Origin of the sequence: Zhongshania sp. R06B22 (genome assembly GCF_040892595.1) — a bacterium.
Lineage (GTDB): Bacteria > Pseudomonadota > Gammaproteobacteria > Pseudomonadales > Spongiibacteraceae > Spongiibacter > Spongiibacter arctica.
The window spans coordinates 980,819-1,001,837 of the sequence record NZ_JBFRYB010000001.1; the positions used below are offsets into that span (position 1 = coordinate 980,819).

At 50.3% G+C, this 21,019-nt stretch carries 17 protein-coding genes and 1 tRNA gene; 17 read left to right on the forward strand and 1 reads right to left on the reverse strand.

The window, feature by feature from the left end:
• Positions 1-114 precede the first annotated feature (114 nt).
• From carA to greA, 3 genes are all read left to right on the forward strand, one after another.
• On the forward strand, positions 115-1,254 hold the full coding sequence (gene carA / locus AB4875_RS04460; RefSeq protein ID WP_368374848.1) for a glutamine-hydrolyzing carbamoyl-phosphate synthase small subunit: 1,140 nt from the start codon (positions 115-117) through the stop codon (positions 1,252-1,254).
• A gap of 128 nt (positions 1,255-1,382) precedes the next feature.
• On the forward strand, positions 1,383-4,604 hold the full coding sequence (carB, locus tag AB4875_RS04465) for a carbamoyl-phosphate synthase large subunit (RefSeq protein WP_368374849.1): 3,222 nt from the start codon (positions 1,383-1,385) through the stop codon (positions 4,602-4,604).
• Positions 4,601-5,083, forward strand: coding sequence for a transcription elongation factor GreA (greA, locus tag AB4875_RS04470; RefSeq protein ID WP_368374850.1), 483 nt, complete (start codon positions 4,601-4,603; stop codon positions 5,081-5,083). The genes carB and greA overlap by 4 nt, the downstream gene beginning before the upstream one ends.
• Before the next feature lie 12 nt (positions 5,084-5,095).
• Here greA and AB4875_RS04475 read toward each other — a convergent pair whose 3' ends face one another.
• Positions 5,096-5,404, reverse strand: a complete 309-nt coding sequence (locus AB4875_RS04475) for a YhbY family RNA-binding protein (RefSeq protein WP_368374851.1) — start codon at positions 5,402-5,404, stop codon at positions 5,096-5,098.
• A 91-nt stretch (positions 5,405-5,495) separates the two neighbouring features.
• On the opposite strand from AB4875_RS04475, the gene rlmE reads away from it, so the two are divergent.
• The 14 genes from rlmE to pnp all read left to right on the forward strand — a co-directional run bounded on the left by rlmE (position 5,496) and on the right by pnp (position 20,808).
• Entirely contained in the window at positions 5,496-6,119 is a 624-nt protein-coding gene (gene rlmE, locus AB4875_RS04480; protein ID WP_368374852.1) for a 23S rRNA (uridine(2552)-2'-O)-methyltransferase RlmE, read from the forward strand.
• A 113-nt stretch (positions 6,120-6,232) separates the two neighbouring features.
• Complete coding sequence (ftsH, locus tag AB4875_RS04485; protein ID WP_368377044.1) at positions 6,233-8,182, forward strand: ATP-dependent zinc metalloprotease FtsH; 1,950 nt, start codon at positions 6,233-6,235, stop codon at positions 8,180-8,182.
• A gap of 7 nt (positions 8,183-8,189) precedes the next feature.
• A complete protein-coding gene (gene folP, locus AB4875_RS04490; RefSeq protein WP_368374853.1) occupies positions 8,190-9,071 on the forward strand; it encodes a dihydropteroate synthase in 882 nt (293 codons plus the stop codon).
• Positions 9,064-10,398 (forward strand): phosphoglucosamine mutase, encoded by a 1,335-nt coding sequence (gene glmM / locus AB4875_RS04495; RefSeq protein ID WP_368374854.1) that lies wholly within the window; start codon positions 9,064-9,066, stop codon positions 10,396-10,398. The genes folP and glmM overlap by 8 nt, the downstream gene beginning before the upstream one ends.
• Positions 10,399-10,471: 73 nt before the next feature.
• Entirely contained in the window at positions 10,472-11,227 is a 756-nt protein-coding gene (tpiA, locus tag AB4875_RS04500) for a triose-phosphate isomerase (protein ID WP_368374855.1), read from the forward strand.
• Positions 11,227-11,607 (forward strand): preprotein translocase subunit SecG, encoded by a 381-nt coding sequence (gene secG, locus AB4875_RS04505; RefSeq protein WP_368374856.1) that lies wholly within the window; start codon positions 11,227-11,229, stop codon positions 11,605-11,607. The genes tpiA and secG overlap by 1 nt, the downstream gene beginning before the upstream one ends.
• Positions 11,608-11,614: 7 nt before the next feature.
• Positions 11,615-11,700, forward strand: a tRNA-Leu gene (locus tag AB4875_RS04510).
• 320 nt (positions 11,701-12,020) lie between these two features.
• Positions 12,021-12,476: a ribosome maturation factor RimP gene (gene rimP / locus AB4875_RS04515; protein WP_368374857.1), complete on the forward strand. Its 456-nt coding sequence runs from the start codon at positions 12,021-12,023 to the stop codon at positions 12,474-12,476.
• Positions 12,477-12,522: 46 nt separating this feature from the next.
• Positions 12,523-14,025 (forward strand): transcription termination factor NusA, encoded by a 1,503-nt coding sequence (gene nusA / locus AB4875_RS04520; protein WP_368374858.1) that lies wholly within the window; start codon positions 12,523-12,525, stop codon positions 14,023-14,025.
• Between the two features lie 30 nt (positions 14,026-14,055).
• Positions 14,056-16,839 (forward strand): translation initiation factor IF-2, encoded by a 2,784-nt coding sequence (infB, locus tag AB4875_RS04525; protein WP_368374859.1) that lies wholly within the window; start codon positions 14,056-14,058, stop codon positions 16,837-16,839.
• A gap of 28 nt (positions 16,840-16,867) precedes the next feature.
• A complete protein-coding gene (gene rbfA / locus AB4875_RS04530; protein ID WP_368374860.1) occupies positions 16,868-17,254 on the forward strand; it encodes a 30S ribosome-binding factor RbfA in 387 nt (128 codons plus the stop codon).
• A gap of 5 nt (positions 17,255-17,259) precedes the next feature.
• Entirely contained in the window at positions 17,260-18,189 is a 930-nt protein-coding gene (truB, locus tag AB4875_RS04535; protein WP_368374861.1) for a tRNA pseudouridine(55) synthase TruB, read from the forward strand.
• Between the two features lie 139 nt (positions 18,190-18,328).
• Entirely contained in the window at positions 18,329-18,598 is a 270-nt protein-coding gene (gene rpsO, locus AB4875_RS04540; protein ID WP_368374862.1) for a 30S ribosomal protein S15, read from the forward strand.
• 74 nt (positions 18,599-18,672) lie between these two features.
• The gene (gene pnp, locus AB4875_RS04545; protein WP_368374863.1) at positions 18,673-20,808 is read left to right on the forward strand and encodes a polyribonucleotide nucleotidyltransferase; all 2,136 of its coding nucleotides are present in this window, start codon (positions 18,673-18,675) and stop codon (positions 20,806-20,808) included.
• The last annotated feature ends 211 nt before the right edge of the window (positions 20,809-21,019 follow it).

Genomic DNA, 21,019 nt, shown 5'->3' on the forward strand with positions numbered 1-21,019 from the left:
TAATCTTCATCTCGCTTTTTTGCACGCGTATTTTCCTCTGTGGTCCCTTGGTTGTCGTTCTGGCGTTTATGTCGGCGGTGGCTCTCGGCCGCAAGTTTGATCTAGGAGGTAGTCTTGACGGTTCCAGCCATACTTGCCCTTGAAGACGGCAGCATTTTTCGGGGCATTGCCATTGGTGCTGAAGGGCACTCGGTTGGTGAGGTCGTTTTTAATACGGCAATGACCGGTTATCAAGAAATCTTAACCGATCCCTCATATGCTCGCCAAATAGTGACATTGACCTATCCCCATATCGGCAATACCGGTGTGAACAGCGAAGACGAAGAAGCAGGCACCATTTGGTCTGCGGGCTTGGTCATTCGGGATCTGCCTATTTTGGCATCGAGTTTCCGCAGCGAACAAAGTCTGTCTGATTACCTCAAAGCACGAAATATTATTGGTATTGCAGATATCGATACTCGTCGCTTAACGCGTATTTTGCGCGATAAAGGTGCTCAGGGTGGCTGTTTAATGGCTGGTGATATCGATGAGGCCAAGGCCTTAGTCATGGCGAAGGAATTTGCCGGGCTAAAGGGTATGGATTTGGCCAAAGAAGTCACCACGCCCAAGAGCTACGAGTGGCGCGAAGGCAGCTGGGCGCTCGGCGCCGGTCATAAAACCTTTAGCGATGCCGAGCTCCCTCACCATGTTGTTGCCTACGACTTTGGGGTGAAGCGCAATATTTTGCGGATGTTGACGGATCGGGGCTGTCGTTTGACGGTCGTGCCGGCCAAGACATCGGCTGCGGATGTGATGGCGATGAATCCCGACGGCGTATTTTTGTCGAACGGCCCTGGTGATCCAGAGCCTTGTGATTACGCAATCGACGCCATAAAAGAAATTCTGAAAACCGGTGTGCCGGTGTTTGGTATTTGTCTAGGGCATCAGTTGTTGGGCTTGGCGTCTGGCGCCAAAACCCAGAAAATGAAGTTTGGTCATCACGGCGCCAACCATCCGGTTCAGGATTTGAAGACCAAGGTGGTGCATATCACCAGCCAAAACCATGGCTTTGCGGTTGATGAAAGCTCCTTGCCCGCAAACTTAGTGATAAGCCATAAGTCGTTGTTTGATGGCTCCTTGCAAGGTTTTGAGCGCACAGATACACCGGCGTTCGGATTTCAAGGTCATCCAGAGGCCAGTCCTGGCCCGCATGATATCGCGCCTTTGTTCAATCAGTTTATGGATATGATTGTGGCTGCTAAACAGGCCAAGTAAAGATTACGCCCAGCGGCTGCCGGCATATTGGCAGTCCGCGGGAAAGAACGACATTAGCGAGTGTCTGTGGCCCAGCTTCCGGTGGCAGACGTCTTATTACGAAGCACAGAGTTAGATGATTAGTACTTATGCCAAAAAGAACTGATATCCAAAGCATCCTCATCCTTGGAGCTGGTCCAATTGTCATTGGTCAGGCTTGTGAGTTTGATTATTCCGGTGCCCAGGCTTGTAAGGCCCTGCGGGAAGAAGGTTACCGAGTCATCTTGGTGAATTCCAACCCTGCGACCATCATGACTGATCCATCGATGGCTGATGCCACTTATATTGAACCGGTGGTATGGCAAACGGTTGCCAAAATTATTGAAAAAGAGCGTCCAGATGCGGTGCTTCCCACCATGGGTGGCCAGACGGCGCTAAATTGCGCCTTAGATTTGGATCGCGAAGGCGTGCTGGCAAAGTACGGCGTTGAAATGATCGGCGCGACTAAAGATTCCATCGACATGGCAGAAGACCGCCAGTTGTTCGACAAGGCCATGAAACGGATTGGCCTGGAAACCCCGAACTCGGCAATTGCCCACAGTTTGGAGGAGGCATTGCAAGTACTGGATGCCATTGGTTTCCCCGCTATTATTCGCCCTAGTTTTACTATGGGTGGTTCCGGCGGCGGTATCGCCTATAACAAAGAAGAATTTATCGAAATCTGTACTCGTGGTCTCGATTTGTCGCCTACCAAGGAGCTCTTGATTGACGAGAGTTTGATTGGCTGGAAAGAGTTCGAAATGGAAGTTGTGCGTGATAAAAACGACAACTGCATTATTGTTTGCGCTATTGAAAACTTTGATCCAATGGGTGTGCATACCGGCGACTCAATCACCGTCGCGCCAGCTCAAACGCTGACGGACAAAGAATATCAAATCATGCGTAACGCCTCTTGTGCGGTATTGCGTGAGATCGGTGTAGAAACTGGCGGCTCCAACGTTCAGTTTGGTATGGAGCCGCACACCGGTCGCTTGGTCGTTATTGAAATGAACCCGCGGGTGAGTCGCTCATCGGCGCTGGCGTCAAAAGCGACTGGTTTCCCCATTGCGAGAGTGGCGGCCAAATTGGCAGTCGGCTTCACCTTAGACGAGCTCCAAAACGATATTACCGGCGGCGCGACCCCGGCCTCTTTCGAGCCTGCCATTGACTACGTCGTTACTAAAATACCGCGCTTTACCTTTGAAAAATTTGGCGAAGCGCAAACCCGTCTGCACACTCAGATGAAGTCGGTTGGCGAAGTAATGGCGATTGGCCGTACTTTCCAAGAATCCTTGCAAAAAGCCCTTCGTGGTCTTGAGGTTGGCTCGGCTGGTTTTGAGCATCAGATTGATGTTGATCGTGACGATGCGCGGGATGTTTTAATTGCCGAGCTGACTAATCCTGGCCCAGAGCGTATATGGTTTGTGGCCGATGCTTTCCGCGCCGGCATGAGTGTTGACGAGGTGTTTGAGCATTCGTGGATTGACCCTTGGTTCCTGGTCCAGATTGAAGACATCGTTAAATCCGAAAACGCACTAAAAACCGTGGCTTTCGCAGATATCACTAAAGATATGATGTGGCGTCTGAAGCGTAAAGGCTTTTCAGATCAGCGCTTGGCAGTCTTGTTGGCCGTTAGCGAAACCCAGTTGCGTGAGCTGCGCCACAGTTTGGATATTCGTCCAGTCTACAAGCGTGTAGATACCTGCGCGGCGGAGTTTTCTACCTCGACCGCGTATATGTACTCTACGTATGAAGAAGAGTGCGAATCGCTACCGTCTGACCGTGAGAAAATCTTAGTTATTGGTGGTGGCCCCAACCGCATTGGTCAGGGTATTGAGTTTGATTATTGCTGCGTACACGCCGCATTGGCGATGCGCGAAGATGGTTACGAAACCATTATGGTCAACTGTAACCCCGAGACTGTTTCGACGGATTATGATATTTCAGACCGTTTGTATTTCGAGTCAGTGACTCTCGAAGACGTCTTGGAAATTGTTGCCAAAGAAAAACCCAAGGGCGTGATTGTGCAGTTTGGCGGTCAGACGCCGCTGAAATTGGCCCGTGATCTTGAAGCTGCGGGTGTACCTATTATTGGTACCTCTCCAGACGCGATTGATCGCGCTGAAGATCGCGAGCGCTTCCAGCAGATGATTGAGCTGTTAAAGCTAAAGCAGCCACCCAATACCACTGTTCGCTCAGAAGAGGCGGCCTTGGTCGCGGCTGCAAAAATTGGCTATCCCTTAGTCGTGCGGCCATCTTATGTGCTGGGCGGTCGGGCGATGGAGATCGTCTACAAGGAAGATGAGCTGAAGCGGTATATGCGTGAGGCGGTTCGGGTTTCCAATGAATCGCCAGTTCTATTAGATCATTTCTTGGATGCCGCGGTTGAGGTTGATCTCGACGCGGTATCTGATGGCAAGCAAGTAGTGATCGGCGCGATTATGCAGCATATTGAACAAGCGGGTGTTCACTCCGGTGATTCTGCCTGTTCATTACCGCCGTACTCGCTGTCAGCCGAAGTCCAGGATCGCATGCGCGAGATCGTCAAGGCCATGGCTATCGAGCTGGGCGTTATCGGTTTGATGAATGTGCAGCTTGCAGTGCAAGACGGTGAAGTATATGTGATCGAGGTAAACCCGAGAGCATCACGGACTGTGCCATTTGTATCGAAATGTATTGGCGTGTCGCTCGCGAAGATCGCGGCGCGCTGTATGGCCGGCACCAGCTTGGAAGACCAAAATTTCACTACTGAGATTGTTCCCACCTATTTCTCGGTAAAAGAAGCAGTCTTCCCCTTTGCTAAGTTCCCAGGCGTTGACCCCATTCTTGGGCCAGAAATGAAATCGACGGGTGAAGTGATGGGCTTGGGTGAGACCTTTGCCGAAGCTTTCGCCAAGGCGGCGGTAGGGGCGGGCGAAGTGTTCCCAACTACGGGGCATGCCTTTATCAGTGTGCGCGATCCTGATAAAGACGGCGCGATTGCAGTGGCGACTCAGTTGGTTGCGCAAGGTTTTACACTGTGCGCCACACGGGGTACTCATAAGGTGCTAACGGATGTGGGGCTTAGCTGCAAACGCGTAAATAAAGTGCTGGAAGGTCGTCCGCATATTGTCGATATGGTTAAAAATGGCGATATTGATTTAATTATCAATACCACCGAAGGTAAGCAGGCTATTGCCGATTCATCACTGATTCGTCGCAGTGCCTTGGTTAACAAAGTGAGTTACACCACAACACTTGCCGGAGCCGAGGCAATTTGTCAGGCTTTAGCCTTTGGTGAAGAGCGAACAGTGCGTCGTTTACAGGACGTACACGAGGGTATGATGCAATGAATCTGGTGCCAATGACCGTTGCGGGTGAAAAAGCGCTGCGCGACGAGCTAAAAAAACTGAAAACAGTTGATCGTCCGCGTATCACACAGGCAATTGCTGAGGCGCGCGCCCATGGCGACTTAAAAGAAAACGCCGAATATCACGCCGCTCGTGAGCAGCAAGGATTTTGCGAAGGTCGGCTTCAGGAAATTGAAAGCAAGCTGGCCGGCGTGCGCGTGATTGACATAACGACTATCCCGTATAGCGGCAAAGTCATTTTTGGTGCCACGGTAACCTTGATCAACTGTGAAACTGATGAAGAAGTAACCTACCGGATTGTCGGCGAAGATGAGGCTAGCGTGAAGTTGGGGAAAATTTCTGTGACGTCACCCATAGCTCGCGCTCTAATCGGTAAAGAAGAGGGCGATGTAGCCTTGGTAACCGCGCCGGGCGGTAACATCGAGTATGAAATCGACAAGGTGCAACACCTCGCCGAATAAACCATTTTAGGCTTATGCCCGAAGCAGGTTTGACAGCTTTGGGTTAGGCTTTTTAGCGGGCCGGTAAATCAGTGCGATTTTACCGATAGCCTGCACCAAATGCGCCTTGTGGGCGGCACAAAATTGATCAATTAAGGCGCGGCGCTCGGTTGGCTCAGCTATATTTACCTTAACTTTGATGAGTTCGTGATCGTCTAGCGCGCGTTCAATTTCGGTATTCACGCCCTCGCTTAATCCGCGATCACCAATCATCACGACGGGGCTGAGTTTGTGGCCGATACTGCGGAGGTGTTTTTTATCACTGGCGCTGAATTTGGACATAATATTACTAAACCGAAAAAGGCGTGGCCCAGCATTTTACTCGAAAGGCGCTTGCGCTGAAATGTGAATTCTCGCTATTAATGGAGTTGGCGTGGTTAAACGTACAGGATCTAGTGGCGCATGGCTGAAGGAACATTTTGACGATCACTACGTCAAGCAGGCCCAGAGAGAGGGCTATCGTTCGCGGGCGTGTTATAAGTTGCTTGAAATTCAGGAAAAAGACCGTCTTTTTAAGCCGGGTATGAGTGTCGTCGACTTGGGTAGCGCGCCGGGCGGTTGGTCGCAGGTCGCCGCTATGCTGGTGGGACACAATGGCCAAGTTTTGGCTTCAGACATTCTGGAGATGGATACCATCGCCGGCGTCGAGTTTATTCGGGGTGATTTTACTGAAGAATCTGTTTTCAATGAGTTAATGGCTTTTTTGGGAAATCAGAAGGCAGATCTTGTAATTTCAGATATGGCCCCCAATATGAGTGGTATGAGGGACGTTGATCAGCCTCAGTCCATGTACTTGTGCGAGTTGGCCCTGGATATGGCTGACTTGGCACTGCGCCCCGGTGGCGGCTTTGTCACCAAGATATTTCAGGGAGAGGGTTTTGAAGAATATATGCGCCTTCTTCGCGAACGTTTTAGCAAGGTAGTTACCCGTAAACCGGCTGCATCGAGGCCGAGATCGCGGGAGGTTTATCTAGTAGCCACTGGTCTGCGCGGCTAATTATTGCGTAGAGGGTACTCAATTAATGTAGTAGAGTGGGCAGAGCTTGGAGCTAAATTTCCGTTTTGTTAGCTTTGCGAACATAGCAGCGTGAGGATCGGTTTTTGAACGATATGGCAAAGAATTTATTATTGTGGCTGGTTATTGCTGCTGTCCTGTTGACGGTTTTTAATAACTTCAGCGCCCAGTCGCCTACTGAGCAACTTAACTACTCGCAGTTCATTAGTGAAGTGCAGAACGAGCGTGTTCGTAAAGTGGTTATTGACGGCTTAGTGATTAGCGGTGAACGCAATGACAGCAGTCGCTTTGAGAGCGTGCGGCCCTTGCTCGATGATCCCAAGTTAATTGACGATTTGCTGCAGCATAATGTGGTCGTTGTGGGTACGAAGCCCGAGCGACAAAGTCTGTGGACGCAATTGTTGGTGGCTAGCTTTCCTATCTTGATTATTCTTGCGATCTTCATGTTCTTCATGCGGCAGATGCAAGGCGGTGCTGGTGGCGGCAAAGGCGGTCCCATGTCCTTCGGCAAGAGCAAGGCGCGACTGCTAAGCGAAGACCAAATTAAAACCACTTTCGCCGATGTGGCGGGGGTTGATGAAGCCAAAGAAGACGTTCGCGAGCTGGTTGAGTTCTTGCAAGACCCCGGTAAATTCCAGCGTTTGGGTGGCCGTATTCCTCGCGGTGTGCTGATGGTGGGTCCTCCCGGCACGGGTAAAACACTGCTCGCAAAAGCGATTGCAGGGGAGGCTAAAGTCCCGTTTTTCTCTATCTCTGGTTCCGACTTTGTTGAAATGTTTGTGGGTGTTGGCGCGTCGCGTGTGCGTGACATGTTCGAACAGGCTAAAAAACAGGCGCCATGCATTATTTTTATTGATGAGATTGATGCTGTAGGTCGTCACCGTGGTACGGGAATGGGCGGTGGTAATGACGAGCGCGAGCAAACATTGAACCAGTTGCTGGTTGAGATGGACGGTTTTGAGGCCAATGACGGCGTGATTGTGATTGCTGCGACTAACCGCCCTGATGTACTAGATCCCGCGCTACTGCGTCCGGGCCGTTTTGATCGTCAGGTTGTGGTGGGTCTGCCCGATATTCGCGGCCGCGAACAAATTTTAAAAGTACATATGCGTAAATTGCCCTTAGGTGATGACGTTGAAGCGTCTGTCATTGCGCGTGGTACGCCAGGTTTCTCGGGTGCAGATCTTGCCAACCTTGCTAATGAGGCTGCTTTGTTTGCCGCTCGCGGTAACTCGCGCTTGGTGAGTATGGAGCAATTTAATTTGGCAAAAGACAAAATTATGATGGGCGCTGAGCGCAAATCGATGGTTATGTCAGAGAAAGAAAAATTAAATACCGCATATCATGAGTCGGGTCACGCCATAGTTGGTCGTGAAGTGCCTGAGCATGACCCAGTATATAAGGTCAGTATTATTCCGCGTGGTCGGGCCTTGGGTGTGACCATGTTCCTGCCGGAAGAGGATCGCTACAGTCTGAGTCGCCGACATATTATTAGCCAGATTTGTTCATTGTTTGGCGGTCGAGTTGCCGAAGAAATGACCCTCGGCCCTGATGGTGTGACAACAGGGGCCTCAAATGATATAGAGCGTGCTACCGATATTGCTCGCAAGATGGTGACCAAGTGGGGCTTGTCAGACAAGATGGGGCCGCTGATGTACGAGGATGCTGAGGAAGGTGCTTACGCTGGTCGCCCTCCAGGGCAGGGCAAGGGCTTTTCTGGTGAGACCGCCCGTCAAATCGACGAGGAGGTTCGTCGCATTATTGATGAGTGCTATGGCGTTGCTACGAAGATTTTAGAGGCTAATCGCGACAAGCTAGACGTGATGGCTGATGCGTTGATGACGTATGAAACCATTGACGCCAAGCAGATCGACGACATTATGGCTGGGCGCAAGCCGCGTAAACCTGCAGGTTGGGATGACGACAGCACGGGTGGTCATAGCACAAAGGCGGAAACGGCAGGCGCTGAACCTGATGTTGACGTCAATGATGAAAAGAAAAACCGGCCCGAAGACCCATTTGTCGGCTCGGTGAGCGATCACTGAGTTTGTAATGAGCTCCTTATTAAGTCCATCGCCACCGCAGCTTCGCTGCGGTGTTCGCTTATTGAACATAAGCGCGCCTCAGGTTATGGCAATTATTAATGTTACCCCTGATTCCTTTTCAGATGGTGGTGAATTTCACGCCGGCGGCGTCTTGCTTGAAAAAGTACTGCGGCGGGTCGAGGAGGTTTGCAAGCAGGGTGCAACACTCGTAGATATTGGCGGCGAGTCAACACGACCTGGCGCATTGCCGGTTACTGCTGAGCGCGAGTGCGAGCGAGTGCTGCCGGTCGTTGAGGCTATTGCCCAGCGTTTTGATACTATTATTTCGGTCGATACCAGCACCCCCGAAGTTATTCGTGGCGCAGCTCAACTTGGCGCAGGAATGATCAATGATGTGCGGGCGCTGTCGCGGCCGGGGGCCTTAAGCGCTGCTGCAGCGAGTGGCTTGCCGGTGTGTTTGATGCATATGCAGGGTGAGCCAAGCTCTATGCAGCGGCAGCCCAGTTACCAGAATATTTTTGAAGAAGTGGCTGCGTTCTTGCGAGGCCGGGTGGCTGCATGTTTAGCCGCCGGTATTGCGAAGGACCAGCTGCTGCTCGATCCCGGTTTTGGCTTTGGTAAAACAACCGAGCATAATTTCGAACTGTTTCGTCGCTTGCCTGATTTTGTTGAAATGGGTTTTCCGCTGTTGGTTGGCGTTTCTAGAAAATCAATGTTAGGTGCGATCACGGGGCGTGCTGTAGAAGAGAGAATGGCCGCAAGTATTGCAATGGCGGCAATGGCGGTAGAGCGCGGCGCGCATATTATTCGCGTTCACGATGTTAAAGAAACAGTTGATGCGGTGAAGTTAGCGACCGCCGTAAAGTTTGAGAAAACTAATAATGGTTAGAAAATACTTTGGTACAGACGGCGTGCGTGGTCGCGTTGGTGAAGGCGTTATTACCCCTGAGTTCGTTTTGAAGCTGGGTTGGGCGGTAGGTCAAGTATTTGCTCGCGAAGGTCGAAGCAAAGTACTTATTGGTAAAGATACTCGCATTTCAGGGTATATGTTCGAGTCTGCCTTAGAGGCGGGCTTGGTTGCTGCGGGGGTCGATGTGCTACTTTTGGGCCCAATGCCAACGCCAGCTATTGCATATTTAACGCGGACGTTTCAGGCGCGCGCCGGCATCGTTATTAGTGCTAGCCACAATCCCTTTTATGACAACGGCATAAAATTCTTTTCCGCCGACGGTACCAAATTGCCGGATGAGCTTGAGATTGCGATTGAAGAGGCGATCGACGCAACCATGGCAACGGTTGAGTCCGCGAAGCTGGGGAAGGTGAGAAGAATAGACGACGCCGCAGGGCGGTATATTGAATACTGTAAATCTACCGGTCAAACCGGACTTTCCTTAGCGGGTTTAAAGATTGTTCTCGATTGCGCCAATGGCGCCACTTACCACGTGGCGCCAGCTGTGTTTGCCGAGCTTGGCGCTGAGGTCATTGTGATGGGTGCGTCTCCTGACGGACTTAATATTAATGCCAATGTTGGCTCGACTCATCCGGGGGATATGCAGGCGCTAGTTCTGCGTGAGTGCGCAGATTTCGGTATTGCATTTGATGGTGACGGGGATCGAGTGTTGTTTGCCGATGCCTCTGGTGATTTGGTTGATGGTGATGAATTGCTGTATATCATTGCCGCGGAGCAGCTACGTTGCGGTGAGTATTGTGAAGGTGTTGTCGGCACCTTGATGTCGAATCTTGGTTTTGAGCTTGCGCTGAAGGCTCTTGGTGTTTCTTTTGAGCGTGCCCAGGTTGGCGACCGCTACGTTAAAGAGCGTATGAATGCACTGGGGTGGCAATTGGGTGGGGAGAACTCCGGTCATATTATTTGCGGCGACGTGAGTACCACCGGCGATGGTATCGTTGCGGCGCTGAAGGTGGTTCAGGCCATTGTTAGAAGCGGCAAGAGTCTAGTTGAGCTGCGCAAGCCAGTAAGTAAATTCCCCCAAATCATGCAAAACATCCGTATTCAGAAGCCGGTTGACCTCGGTGATTCTGAATTGGCTGCCGCGGTGGCTCAGGTTGAGCTGGAATTAGCGGGGCGAGGCAGGGTATTATTGCGCGCCTCTGGTACCGAGCCTTTAGTGCGAGTGATGGTTGAGGGCGAGAATGCCGTGCAGGTTGCTGATTTATGTCAGCGCCTAGCAGACAAGGTGCAAAAGCTTTCATCATAAGGTGGTGGCGGTTCTTGTATGTGTTTATAAGTTTATGTAAGATTGGCGCCCATTTTGCGCTAAGGGAAATGGCATGCGTAGTAATCTCGTAGCAGGGAACTGGAAGATGTGCGGCGACACTGCCAGCATTGAAAAGTTGGTGGCGGAATTAAAAACGTCATTGCCTGCGGAGCCTGGTTTAGATATCGCGGTGTTTCCTCCTTCGGTGTATTTGGCTCAGGTGTTAGCGGGTTTGTCTGGTTCGCCGGTCGCTGTTGGTAATCAGAATGTTTGTGATCAGCCGGGTGATGGTGCATTTACCGGCGAGGTGTCGGCTTCTATGTTGGCTGATATCGGTTGCCGCTACGTCATAGTTGGTCATTCTGAGCGTCGAGCTATATATGCCGAAACCAGTGAGCAGGTTGCGCAAAAAGCAAAACAAGTTTTAGAGCAGGGTTTAGTGCCATTGGTGTGTGTTGGCGAGACTGAGACACAGCGTGATGACGGCGCTACGCTAGAAGTTATTTCCGCCCAGCTTAAGCCGATTTTTTCGACTTTAAGTGTTCAGCAGTTACAGTTGATTGTGGTTGCTTATGAGCCAGTCTGGGCGATTGGTACGGGTAAGACGGCAAGTCCGAGTCAGGCTCAAGAAGTGCACGCGTTTATTCGTGCTCTTTTTGCAAAGAAAGATGAGCATTTGGCGAAGGGCTTGCGAATTCTGTACGGTGGCAGCGTTAAGGCTGCTAATGCAGGTGAATTGTTCGCTCAGGCGGATATTGATGGCGGTTTAGTGGGTGGTGCGTCACTTGATGCACAGGAATTTTCCGCAATATGTCGGGCGGCGGAGTAATGGAACAAATTATTTTAATAGTACATGTGTTGGCTGGTCTTTCCATTATTGGTTTGATTCTGGTGCAGCAGGGCAAAGGCGCAGACATGGGGGCTTCGTTTGGCTCTGGTGCGTCGCAAACATTGCTCGGTAGTAGCGGCAACGGCAATGCCTTAACGCGCGTCACTGCAGTGTTGGCAACGGTGTTTTTTATTACCAGTTTATCTTTGGCTTATGTTGCAAAGCAGCGTAGCGGTGTTGATGAAGATATTATTGAAGTGCCTGTGCTGCAGGAGAGTCGTGATGTTGCGCCGGTAGGTGATGACAGCATGCCTGTGCAGTTGGGTAGGGATGAGTCTGATATGCCTGCGGTAGATGATGTGCCGGCGGCAGCGAAATAAAGAATTAGCCGAAGTGGTGGAATTGGTAGACACGCCATCTTGAGGGGGTGGTGGGCATTGCTCGTGCGGGTTCAAGTCCCGCCTTCGGCACCAAAAAATAAAAAAGGATAATCATGGTTAATGGTTATCCTTTTTTTGTATTTCATTTGTTCGGCAAGTGATCTCGGTTTGGCACTCCTTGCGGGTGCGTGGCTTGACCTGCTCTTGGCTTCCGACTATAATGCGGCTCCTGATATGGGGTGGCAGATTCGGTTTTTTGAGCTTCCTCAGAGCGTAAGGTGACTTCGCTTTATTATAGATCAGAAGTTTTTAGAAGCCCCTTCCATAGGGGCTTTTTCGTATAGCTAAAGGGCGTACGTAAAAGAATTTCGATGGTGGGCCTTGGGCCCATTTTTTATTGGTGGGTAGTGAACTTGTCCAACAAGACAGTCAAGTTAGAAGAATTGTTAAGGCCGGGAGTGGAAGCTCTGGGTTATGAGTTGTGGGGTCTGGATTATCAGTCTCATGGCCGCCACACGATGTTGCGTGTGTATATTGATAGCGACAAAGGTATTGGTGTTGATGACTGCGCAAAAGCGAGTCATCAGATTAGTGGCGTCATGGATGTAGAAGACCCTATTTCTGGTGAGTACAATTTAGAAGTGTCGTCACCAGGTATGGATAGACCGCTTTTTACTTTGGCGCAGTTTGAGCAGTACATCGATAGTGATGTAAGTATTCGCTTGCGCACCTCCTTTGAGGGGCGTCGTAAGTTTCTTGGTCGTCTGATGGGCGTCGAAGATGGAGATGTGGTTTTGATGGTTGAGGAGCATGATTATTTGCTTCCCTTCGATCAGATTGATAAAGCAAATGTCGTGCCCCGGTTTTAGTCGGGGATGAATATTTCAAATGGCCGGCTGCGGAAAGAGGCGGATAATGAGTAAAGAAATATTACTGGTAGTTGAAGCCGTATCAAACGAAAAGGGTGTGTCTAAAACCATTATTTTCGAAGCGATTGAACAGGCATTGGCAACAGCCGCTAAAAAACGTTATGACGAAGATTCCGAAATTCGCGTGGTGATCGATAGACTCACGGGAGATTACCAGACTTTTCGCAGTTGGTTGGTTATGCCAGACGATGAAATGGCATTGCTCGGTACCCAGCTCACAACTGAAGAAGCACACGAATACAGTGCTGACTTAAAAGCTGGTGATACCCACGAAGAAGTGGTTGAGAATGTTGGTTTCGGTCGTATTGCTGCACAAACTGCCAAGCAGGTTATTGTGCAAAAAGTACGCGAGGCCGAGCGTGCTCAAATCGTTGATGAATACAGCAGTCGGGTTGGCGAGCTAATTAACGGCACGGTCAAGAAGGTTACCCGCGACAGTATTATTGTTGATCTTGGTGGCAACGCAGAAGCTTTATTGCCTCGTGAAGAATTGGTTGGCCGTGAGGTTTTTCGGATCAACGACCGAGTTCGCGCAATTCTCGCTGACGTGCGTCCCGAAGTGCGTGGCCCGCAGTTGTTTTTGAGCCGCGCGTGCCCAGAGATGTTGATCGAGCTATTTAAAATTGAAGTGCCTGAAGTTTCTGAAGATGTTATTGAAATTCGCGCTGCTGCTCGCGACCCTGGTTCACGGGCAAAAATTGCCGTAAAAACCAATGATGGTCGTATTGATCCTGTAGGTGCCTGTGTTGGTATGCGTGGTTCGCGTGTGCAAGCTGTGTCGGGTGAACTGGGCAATGAGCGCGTCGATATTATTTTGTGGGATGACAATCCAGCGCAGTTAGTTATTAACGCTATGGCCCCGGCTGAAGTTGAATCTATTGTTGTGGATGAAGATACCCACACTATGGATGTTGGCGTGGCAGACGACAATCTTGCCCAGGCCATTGGTCGTGCCGGCCAGAATGTGCGCCTTGCTGGGCAGTTGACGGGTTGGACTATCAATGTGATGAGCATTGAAGAGATGGGCGCCAAGCACGAGCAAGAATCTGGTCAGGTCATCAGCTATTTTGTCGACGCCTTAGATATTGGCGATGATATTGCTGAAGTATTGGTAGAAGAAGGTTTCACAACCTTGGAAGAAGTTGCCTACGTACCGCTTGAAGAAATGATGTCCATAGAAGGCTTTGATGAAGAGATTGCGCAAGAATTGCGTGCTCGCGCTAAGGATGCCTTGCTGACTCAAGCGATAGCTAGCGAAGAGAAATTAGAGAGTGCCGAACCGGCTGAAGACCTGCTGGCAATGGACGGTATGGAAAAGCATCTTGCTTTTATCCTTGCCAGCCGTGGCATTGTAACGATGGAAGATCTGGCCGAACAGGCTGTTGAAGATCTTCTCGACATTGAAGACATGACTGAAGAACGGGCTGGTGAGTTAATTATGACTGCCCGTGCTCCGTGGTTTGCAGACGAAGAAGAATCTGCAAAATAAGCGAGTCGTACCGTTTTGGGAGAATGATGAATGGCTGAAGTTACCGTGAGCCAGCTTGCTGAAGTCGTTGGCGCGCCTGTAGAACGATTATTGCGACAAATGAAGGAAGCGGGGCTGTCGCACAGCGCTGCTGGGCAAGTTGTGTCTGATGAAGACAAGCAAACTTTACTGACTTTCTTAAAGCGGAGCCACGGAGAATCAGCCGAGGCACCACAGAAAATCACTTTGAAGCGTAAGACACTTAGCACGCTTAAAACAGGATCTGGTGCTGGTAAGAAAACCGTTAATATTGAGGTTCGTAAAAAGCGGACGTACATAAAGCGTGACCCTGCTGAAATGGCTGCGGAAGCTGCGGCGGAAGAGATTGCTCAGCCGGAGACAAAAGACGACGTTGTTGATGCAGTGGCCGAGGTTGAGGCGATTGTTGAAGCTGCGCCCGAGCCAGCAGTAGAGGTTGTTACTGCCGAAGTTGTTGCTGAAGAAAAAGCGCCAGAACCCGAGCCAGCGCCAGTTATAGAAGAAAAAGCGCCGGAGCCGGTAAAAGAAGAGCCTGTTGTAGAGGCGCCTGTCGCTGCCCCAGTGCCAACAGCCGCTCCTGCGAATAAGACCGATGAATACCGAGAAGTGGTTGAAGACGTTTTAGACGTCGACCCTGAGATTCTTCGTCAGCGTGCAATCATCCGCCGCAAAGAAGAAGAGAAACGAGTTAAAGAGCGCCGTGCAGAAGTGGCGGCTGATAAAAAACGCGACGAAGAACTGCGTAAAGAGAAAGCAAAAGCGCCTGCCCAAGCTGTCGCCGCTGCACCTGCGCCTGCAGCTAAAGAAGGTGGTAGCGATACTAGCGAAAAGCCAGCACCTCGCCATCATCGTCGTGCAGCAGCACCTGCCGCCGGCGCAGATGATGACCGCCCGCGTCGTAAAGGTGGAAAGTCTCGTGGTAATAAGCGTGACGATCTAGATCGTGCAGGTTCCTTCGCCGGTCGTCGCAAGAAAAAGACCCTGAAATTGCCTGATGATGCTCAGCGTCATGCTTTCCAAGCTCCTACTGACAAGATTGTTTACGCGGTTAATATAGGTGAAACCACCACCGCGGCCGAGCTTGCTCAGCAAATGAAAGTTAAGGCGTCAGAAGTTATTAAAGAAATGATCAAAATGGGGATGATGGTCACCATCAATCAGCCTATTGATCAAGAGACTGCTCAGCTTGTCGTCGAAGAAATGGGCCATAGCACTAAGCTGGTCTCTGACGACGCGGTTGAAGAGGCGCTTGAAGAAACCTTGGGAGCACGCGGCGAAGGCACAATGATTACCCGCGCGCCGGTCGTTACCGTAATGGGTCATGTTGACCACGGTAAAACATCCTTACTTGATTATATCCGGAAGACCAAGGTAGCAAGCGGTGAGGCGGGTGGTATTACCCAGCACATCGGTGCCTACCATGTTGAAACTGGTCACGGCATGATCACCTTCCTTGATACGCCTGGTCACGCTGCGTTTACTCAGATGCGAGCTCGTGGCGCCAAGAGCACCGACATCGTTATTCTTGTTGTCGCAGCCGATGACGGCGTTATGCCGCAGACCGAAGAAGCCGTAGCGCATGCGAAAGCAGCGGGCGTGCCCTTGGTTGTTGCTGTCAATAAAATGGATAAAGAAGGCGCGGATCCTGATCGCGTTAAGAACGAACTGTCTGCAAAAGATGTTATTTCGGAAGAGTGGGGCGGTGATACCCAGTTTGTGCATGTATCTGCACATACCGGTGAAGGTATCGATAAATTGCTAGATGCCGTTTTGCTGCAAGCTGAATTGCTAGAATTGAAAGCGGCTGCGGATTTGCCGGCTCATGGTTTGGTTATCGAATCTCGTTTGGATAAGGGCCGCGGTGCGGTTGCGTCCCTGTTGATTCAAAGCGGTACTTTGCGCCAGGGCGACATCGTGTTGGCCGGCCAATGTTCTGGTCGCGTTCGCGCCATGCTTGATGAGAATGGTAAGCCTGTTAAAGAAGCGGGCCCCTCAATTCCTGTGGAAATTTTGGGTCTTGATGGCACGCCAGAAGCGGGCGATAGCTTTGTTGTGGTTGAAAATGACAAGCGCGCTCGTGAAGTGGCCGATTTCCGCCAAGTGCGAGATCGCGAGCAGCGTATTAAGCGTCAGCAAGCCGCTAAACTTGATCGCATGTTTGAAAGCATGGAATCAGCCGAGCGTCGTATTCTGAATGTTGTTCTTAAAACTGATGTTCGCGGTTCCCTAGAGGCACTGCAGGCGTCATTGATGGATATTGGTAATGACGAAGTTAATGTCAATATCGTATCAGCTGGCGTTGGTGGTATCACCGAGACAGATGTAAACCTAGCGTTAACTTCCAGTGCGGTAATGTTCGGCTTTAATGTGCGGGCTGACTCTAGTGCGCGTAAATTAGCAGAGAGCGAAGGCGTTGATCTTCGTTATTACAGCGTGATTTACGACGTGATTGATGATGTGACGGCGGCATTAACGGGTATGTTAAGCCCTGAAATGCGCGAAGACATTGTCGGCGTTGCTGAAGTGCGGGATGTATTCCGCTCACCGAAATTCGGTGATATTGCTGGCTGTATGGTTATTGAAGGTACGGTTTATCGCAGTAAGCGTATCCGTGTTCTCCGCGCAGATGTTGTTATCTACGAGGGTGAGTTGGAATCCTTGCGCCGCTTTAAAGACGATGCCGCTGAAGTTAAAAACGGCATGGAATGCGGTATCGGCGTGAAGAACTACAAAGATGTACGCCCCGGTGACAAGATCGAAGTGTATGAAGTTAGGGAAATTGCACGCAGCCTCTAGGGGCTGACGTTGCGGAGTAGCATGTCAATTGAAAGAGTTTAGTCGTACAGCGCGGATAGCGGATTTTTTAAAGCGAGAGCTGGGTAGCTTTATCCAGAAAGAGCTCCGTGATCCGCGGCTTGGTATGGTCAGCGTCATCGATGCTCAAGTCAGTCGTGACTTGAGTCATGCCAAGATTTACGTGACCGTTATGGGTAAGGACACAGCTGAAGAGGCGAAAGAATCTTTGGCCGTGTTAAACAAGGCCGCGGGTTTTTTACGCAGCCAAGTTGCTAAAATCAATAACGCTCGCACCACGCCACAGCTGCGCTTTTATTACGATACCAGCGTTAATCGTGGTCAGCATATCAGTAAGCTTATTCAGGATGCGGTTGAGGCTGATCGCAGCCGTCATACGGATGACGACAAGGAATAAGTGTTTTGGCAAGACGTCGCAAAGGCCGGTCCATTGACGGCATTTTGGTGTTGGATAAACCCCCTGGTCGCTCCTCTAATGGTGCAATGGTTACTGCGCGTGCCATTTACAATGCGACCAAAGCCGGCCATACCGGCGCCTTAGACCCACTTGCTACTGGCGTTCTGCCGATTTGTTTTGGCGAGGCAACCAAGTTTTCCCAGTTTCTATTGGATGCCGATAAAGAGTATCGCAGCCATTTCATCTTTGGTCAGCGAACCGATACCGGCGATGCCGAAGGCGCTGTATTGGCTGAGGTTGACGCTTCATATCTCACCGCGGCAGAGCTTGAGTCGCACATTGCCAAGTTGCGTGGCGATATTTTACAAGTGCCCCCCATGTATTCCGCGCTGAAGCGTGATGGCAAACCCTTATACGAATTGGCCCGCAAGGGAATTACCGTTGAGCGTCCAGCGCGGCCAGTTACTATTCGCGAGTTTGAATTGGAATCTTTCACTCCCGGCGTTATCGCTGTCGCGGTGGTGCGAGTGCGTTGCACCAAGGGCACGTATATTCGGTCTCTTGCAGAAGACTTAGGGCTCGCTATTGGTTGTGGTGGGCATGTGTCGAGTTTGCGGCGCTTGCAGGCCGGTCCATTTATCGAAGCTCAAGCAGTCTCTACCGACGCGTTGCAGGTCTTGCGTGATGCGGACGATTTTGCTGGATTGGATGCCCTGCTGCTGCCGATCACTGACGCACTTGGCCATATTCCACAGCTCACCCTGGGTGAAACGGCAGTCTACTATTTATTGCAGGGGCAGCCCGTGCAGGTCTCCGGCGCGCCCACCTCAGGGACCGTGGTGTTACTTGCTGAAGATGGCAAATTTCTGGGAATTGGTGAAATTTTGGACGATGGGCGCGTTACGCCTCGTCGTTTGGTCTCAACTGTGGGATAATGCCCGGCTGAATTTATGCCGGTGTCCCGGTAAAAGGAAATGAAGGGCTTGGCAATGTGCTATTCCTTCCGAACCTGACTGTAAATATGCACGGTCAGGCTTGATTTATAAACGCATATTCGTAATGAGGAATAAGAAGATGGCATTATCTGCTGTTGAGAAAGCTGAAGTTGTTAAGGATTACCAAACTGCCGAAGGCGATACCGGTTCTCCAGAAGTACAGGTTGCACTGTTAACCTTTAACATTAACAAGCTGCAAGGCCATTTTGAAGGTCATAAAAAGGATCACCATTCACGTCGTGGTTTGATCCGCATGGTAAATCAGCGTCGTAAATTGCTAGATTACTTGAAACGCAAAAACCAAGAGCGTTACAGCAAGTTGATCAAAAGCTTAGGTCTGCGTCGTTAAAACAAGAATAAGTGAGGGGGCCTTAGTGGCCCCCTTATTACTTTATATAACCCCTATTTGGGAGGAATTACTCCGTGAATCCCGTTACTAAGACATTCCAGTGGGGCAGTCAGACTGTTACCTTGGAAACCGGCCGTATAGCTCGTCAAGCGAGTGGTGCAGTGCTAGTTAAAATCGATAATACTCAGGTTCTATGTACTGTGGTTGCAGCAAAATCTGCTAGACCTGGTCAGGACTTTTTCCCCTTGTCTGTGCATTACCAAGAGCGTACTTATGCCGTTGGTAAAATCCCAGGCGGTTTCTTTAAGCGCGAAGCGCGTCCATCAGAGAAAGAGACCTTAACCTCACGTCTGATCGATCGCCCGATTCGTCCGCTGTTTCCTAAAGGTTTCCAGAATGAAGTGCAGGTTATCTGTACTGTTATGTCTGCAGACAAAGAAAACGATCCAGATATTGCCGCATTGATCGGTACTTCTGCGGCATTGGCTATATCAGGTGTTCCGTTTGCTGGCCCAGTGGGTGCGGCGCGCGTTGGTTTTACCGCTGAAGATGGCTACATCCTCAATCCAAGCTACGCACAGTTGGAAACTAGCCTATTAGATATGGTTGTAGCTGGTACCGAAGACGCCGTATTAATGGTTGAGTCCGAAGCGCAGCAGCTGACCGAAGATCAAATGCTAGGTGCAGTGCTATATGCTCACCAAGAAATGCAGGCGGCAGTGCAAGCAATTAAAGAGCTGGCAACTGAAGTGGGCAAGCCGTCTTGGAACTGGCAGCCAGAAGAAGAAAATACTGCCTTGTTAGGCGCTGTTGCCGCGGGCTACAAGCCTGGTCTTGGTGATGCTTACCGCATTACTGATAAAATGGAACGTTACGCTAAAGTTGGTGATTTGCGTAAACAAGCCATTGAAGAATTGGCAACTGGCGATGACGCGCAATACAGCGCCGACGACGTTCGCGGTGTGTTTGCCAAGCTTGAAAAGCAAATTGTTCGTCAGCGTATATTGAATGGCGAGCCACGTATCGATGGTCGTGACGGCCGCACAGTCCGTCCAATCAATGTTGAAGTTGGCGTACTTGGTAAGGCGCATGGTTCAGCTTTGTTCACCCGTGGTGAAACACAGGCCATTGGTGTTGCCACTTTAGGCACAACCCGTGACGCACAGTTTGTTGACGCTTTGGCTGGCGAGTTTAAAGACAACTTTATGCTGCATTACAACTTCCCTCCCTACTCAGTAGGCGAGTGCGGTCGTATGGGCAGCACTGGTCGTCGTGAGATTGGCCACGGTCGTCTCGCACGCCGCAGCTTAGAAGCAGTTTTACCAACAGCAGAAGAATTTCCTTACACTATTCGTGTGGTGTCGGAAATTACTGAATCAAACGGTTCCAGCTCAATGGCTTCGGTTTGTGTGGGCAGCTTGTCATTGATGGATGCTGGTGTACCGCTTAAAGCACCTGTTGCCGGTATTGCGATGGGCTTGGTTAAAGAAGGCGAGCGTTTCGCTATTTTGACCGACATCCTTGGTGATGAAGATCATTTGGGTGATATGGACTTTAAAGTTGCCGGTACTGCCGATGGTATCACTGCTCTGCAGATGGATATTAAGATCGAGGGTATTACCCAAAAGATCATGGAAGTGGCGCTAGAGCAGGCTCAGCAAGCGCGTTTGCACATTCTTGGTCAAATGAATCAAATTCTTGCTACTTCACGCAGCGGTGTTTCTGAAAACGCGCCAAGCATGCACGTAATGAAGGTTGATTCAGATAAGATCCGTGACATCATCGGTAAGGGTGGCGCAACCATTCGCAGCATGTGCGAAGAAACTGGTGCCCAAATCGATATTGAAGATGACGGTACAGTTCGGGTATACGGCTCAGATGCAGCCTCACGTGACGATGCAGTAAACCGTATTCTAGCGATTACGGCTGAAGCTGAAATCGGCGCAATCTACACGGGTAAAATTGCTCGTATCGTAGACTTTGGTGCCTTTGTCACTATCCTGCCGGGTAAAGACGGTCTTGTGCATATCTCTCAGATTTCTGATGAGCGTGTAGAGAACGTTAGCGACTACTTGAAAGAAGGCGAAGATGTTCAGGTTAAAGTACTGGATGTCGACGCTCGTGGCCGTATCAAGCTTTCTATCAAAGAAGCAATAGCTGATAGTAAAGCCGCTGTAGCCGAAGAAGCGATTGAGCCAAGCGCTGAATAAGGCGTAACTCTCTTCGTTAAAAAAACCCCGCTTAGCGGGGTTTTTTTTGCTTGGGATTTAAGGAAATGAGTACCCAGAGAAATTTTCTCATTTTCAGCGGTGCAATCCTTTGAGAGCAGCTCTAAAAGTATAAAACTTTATAAGAGTTGATTGCGGAAAGATTCTCTAGTGGCTCGGCTCTCTTGGCTTGTTCTAGCGCCTGAGTTACCGT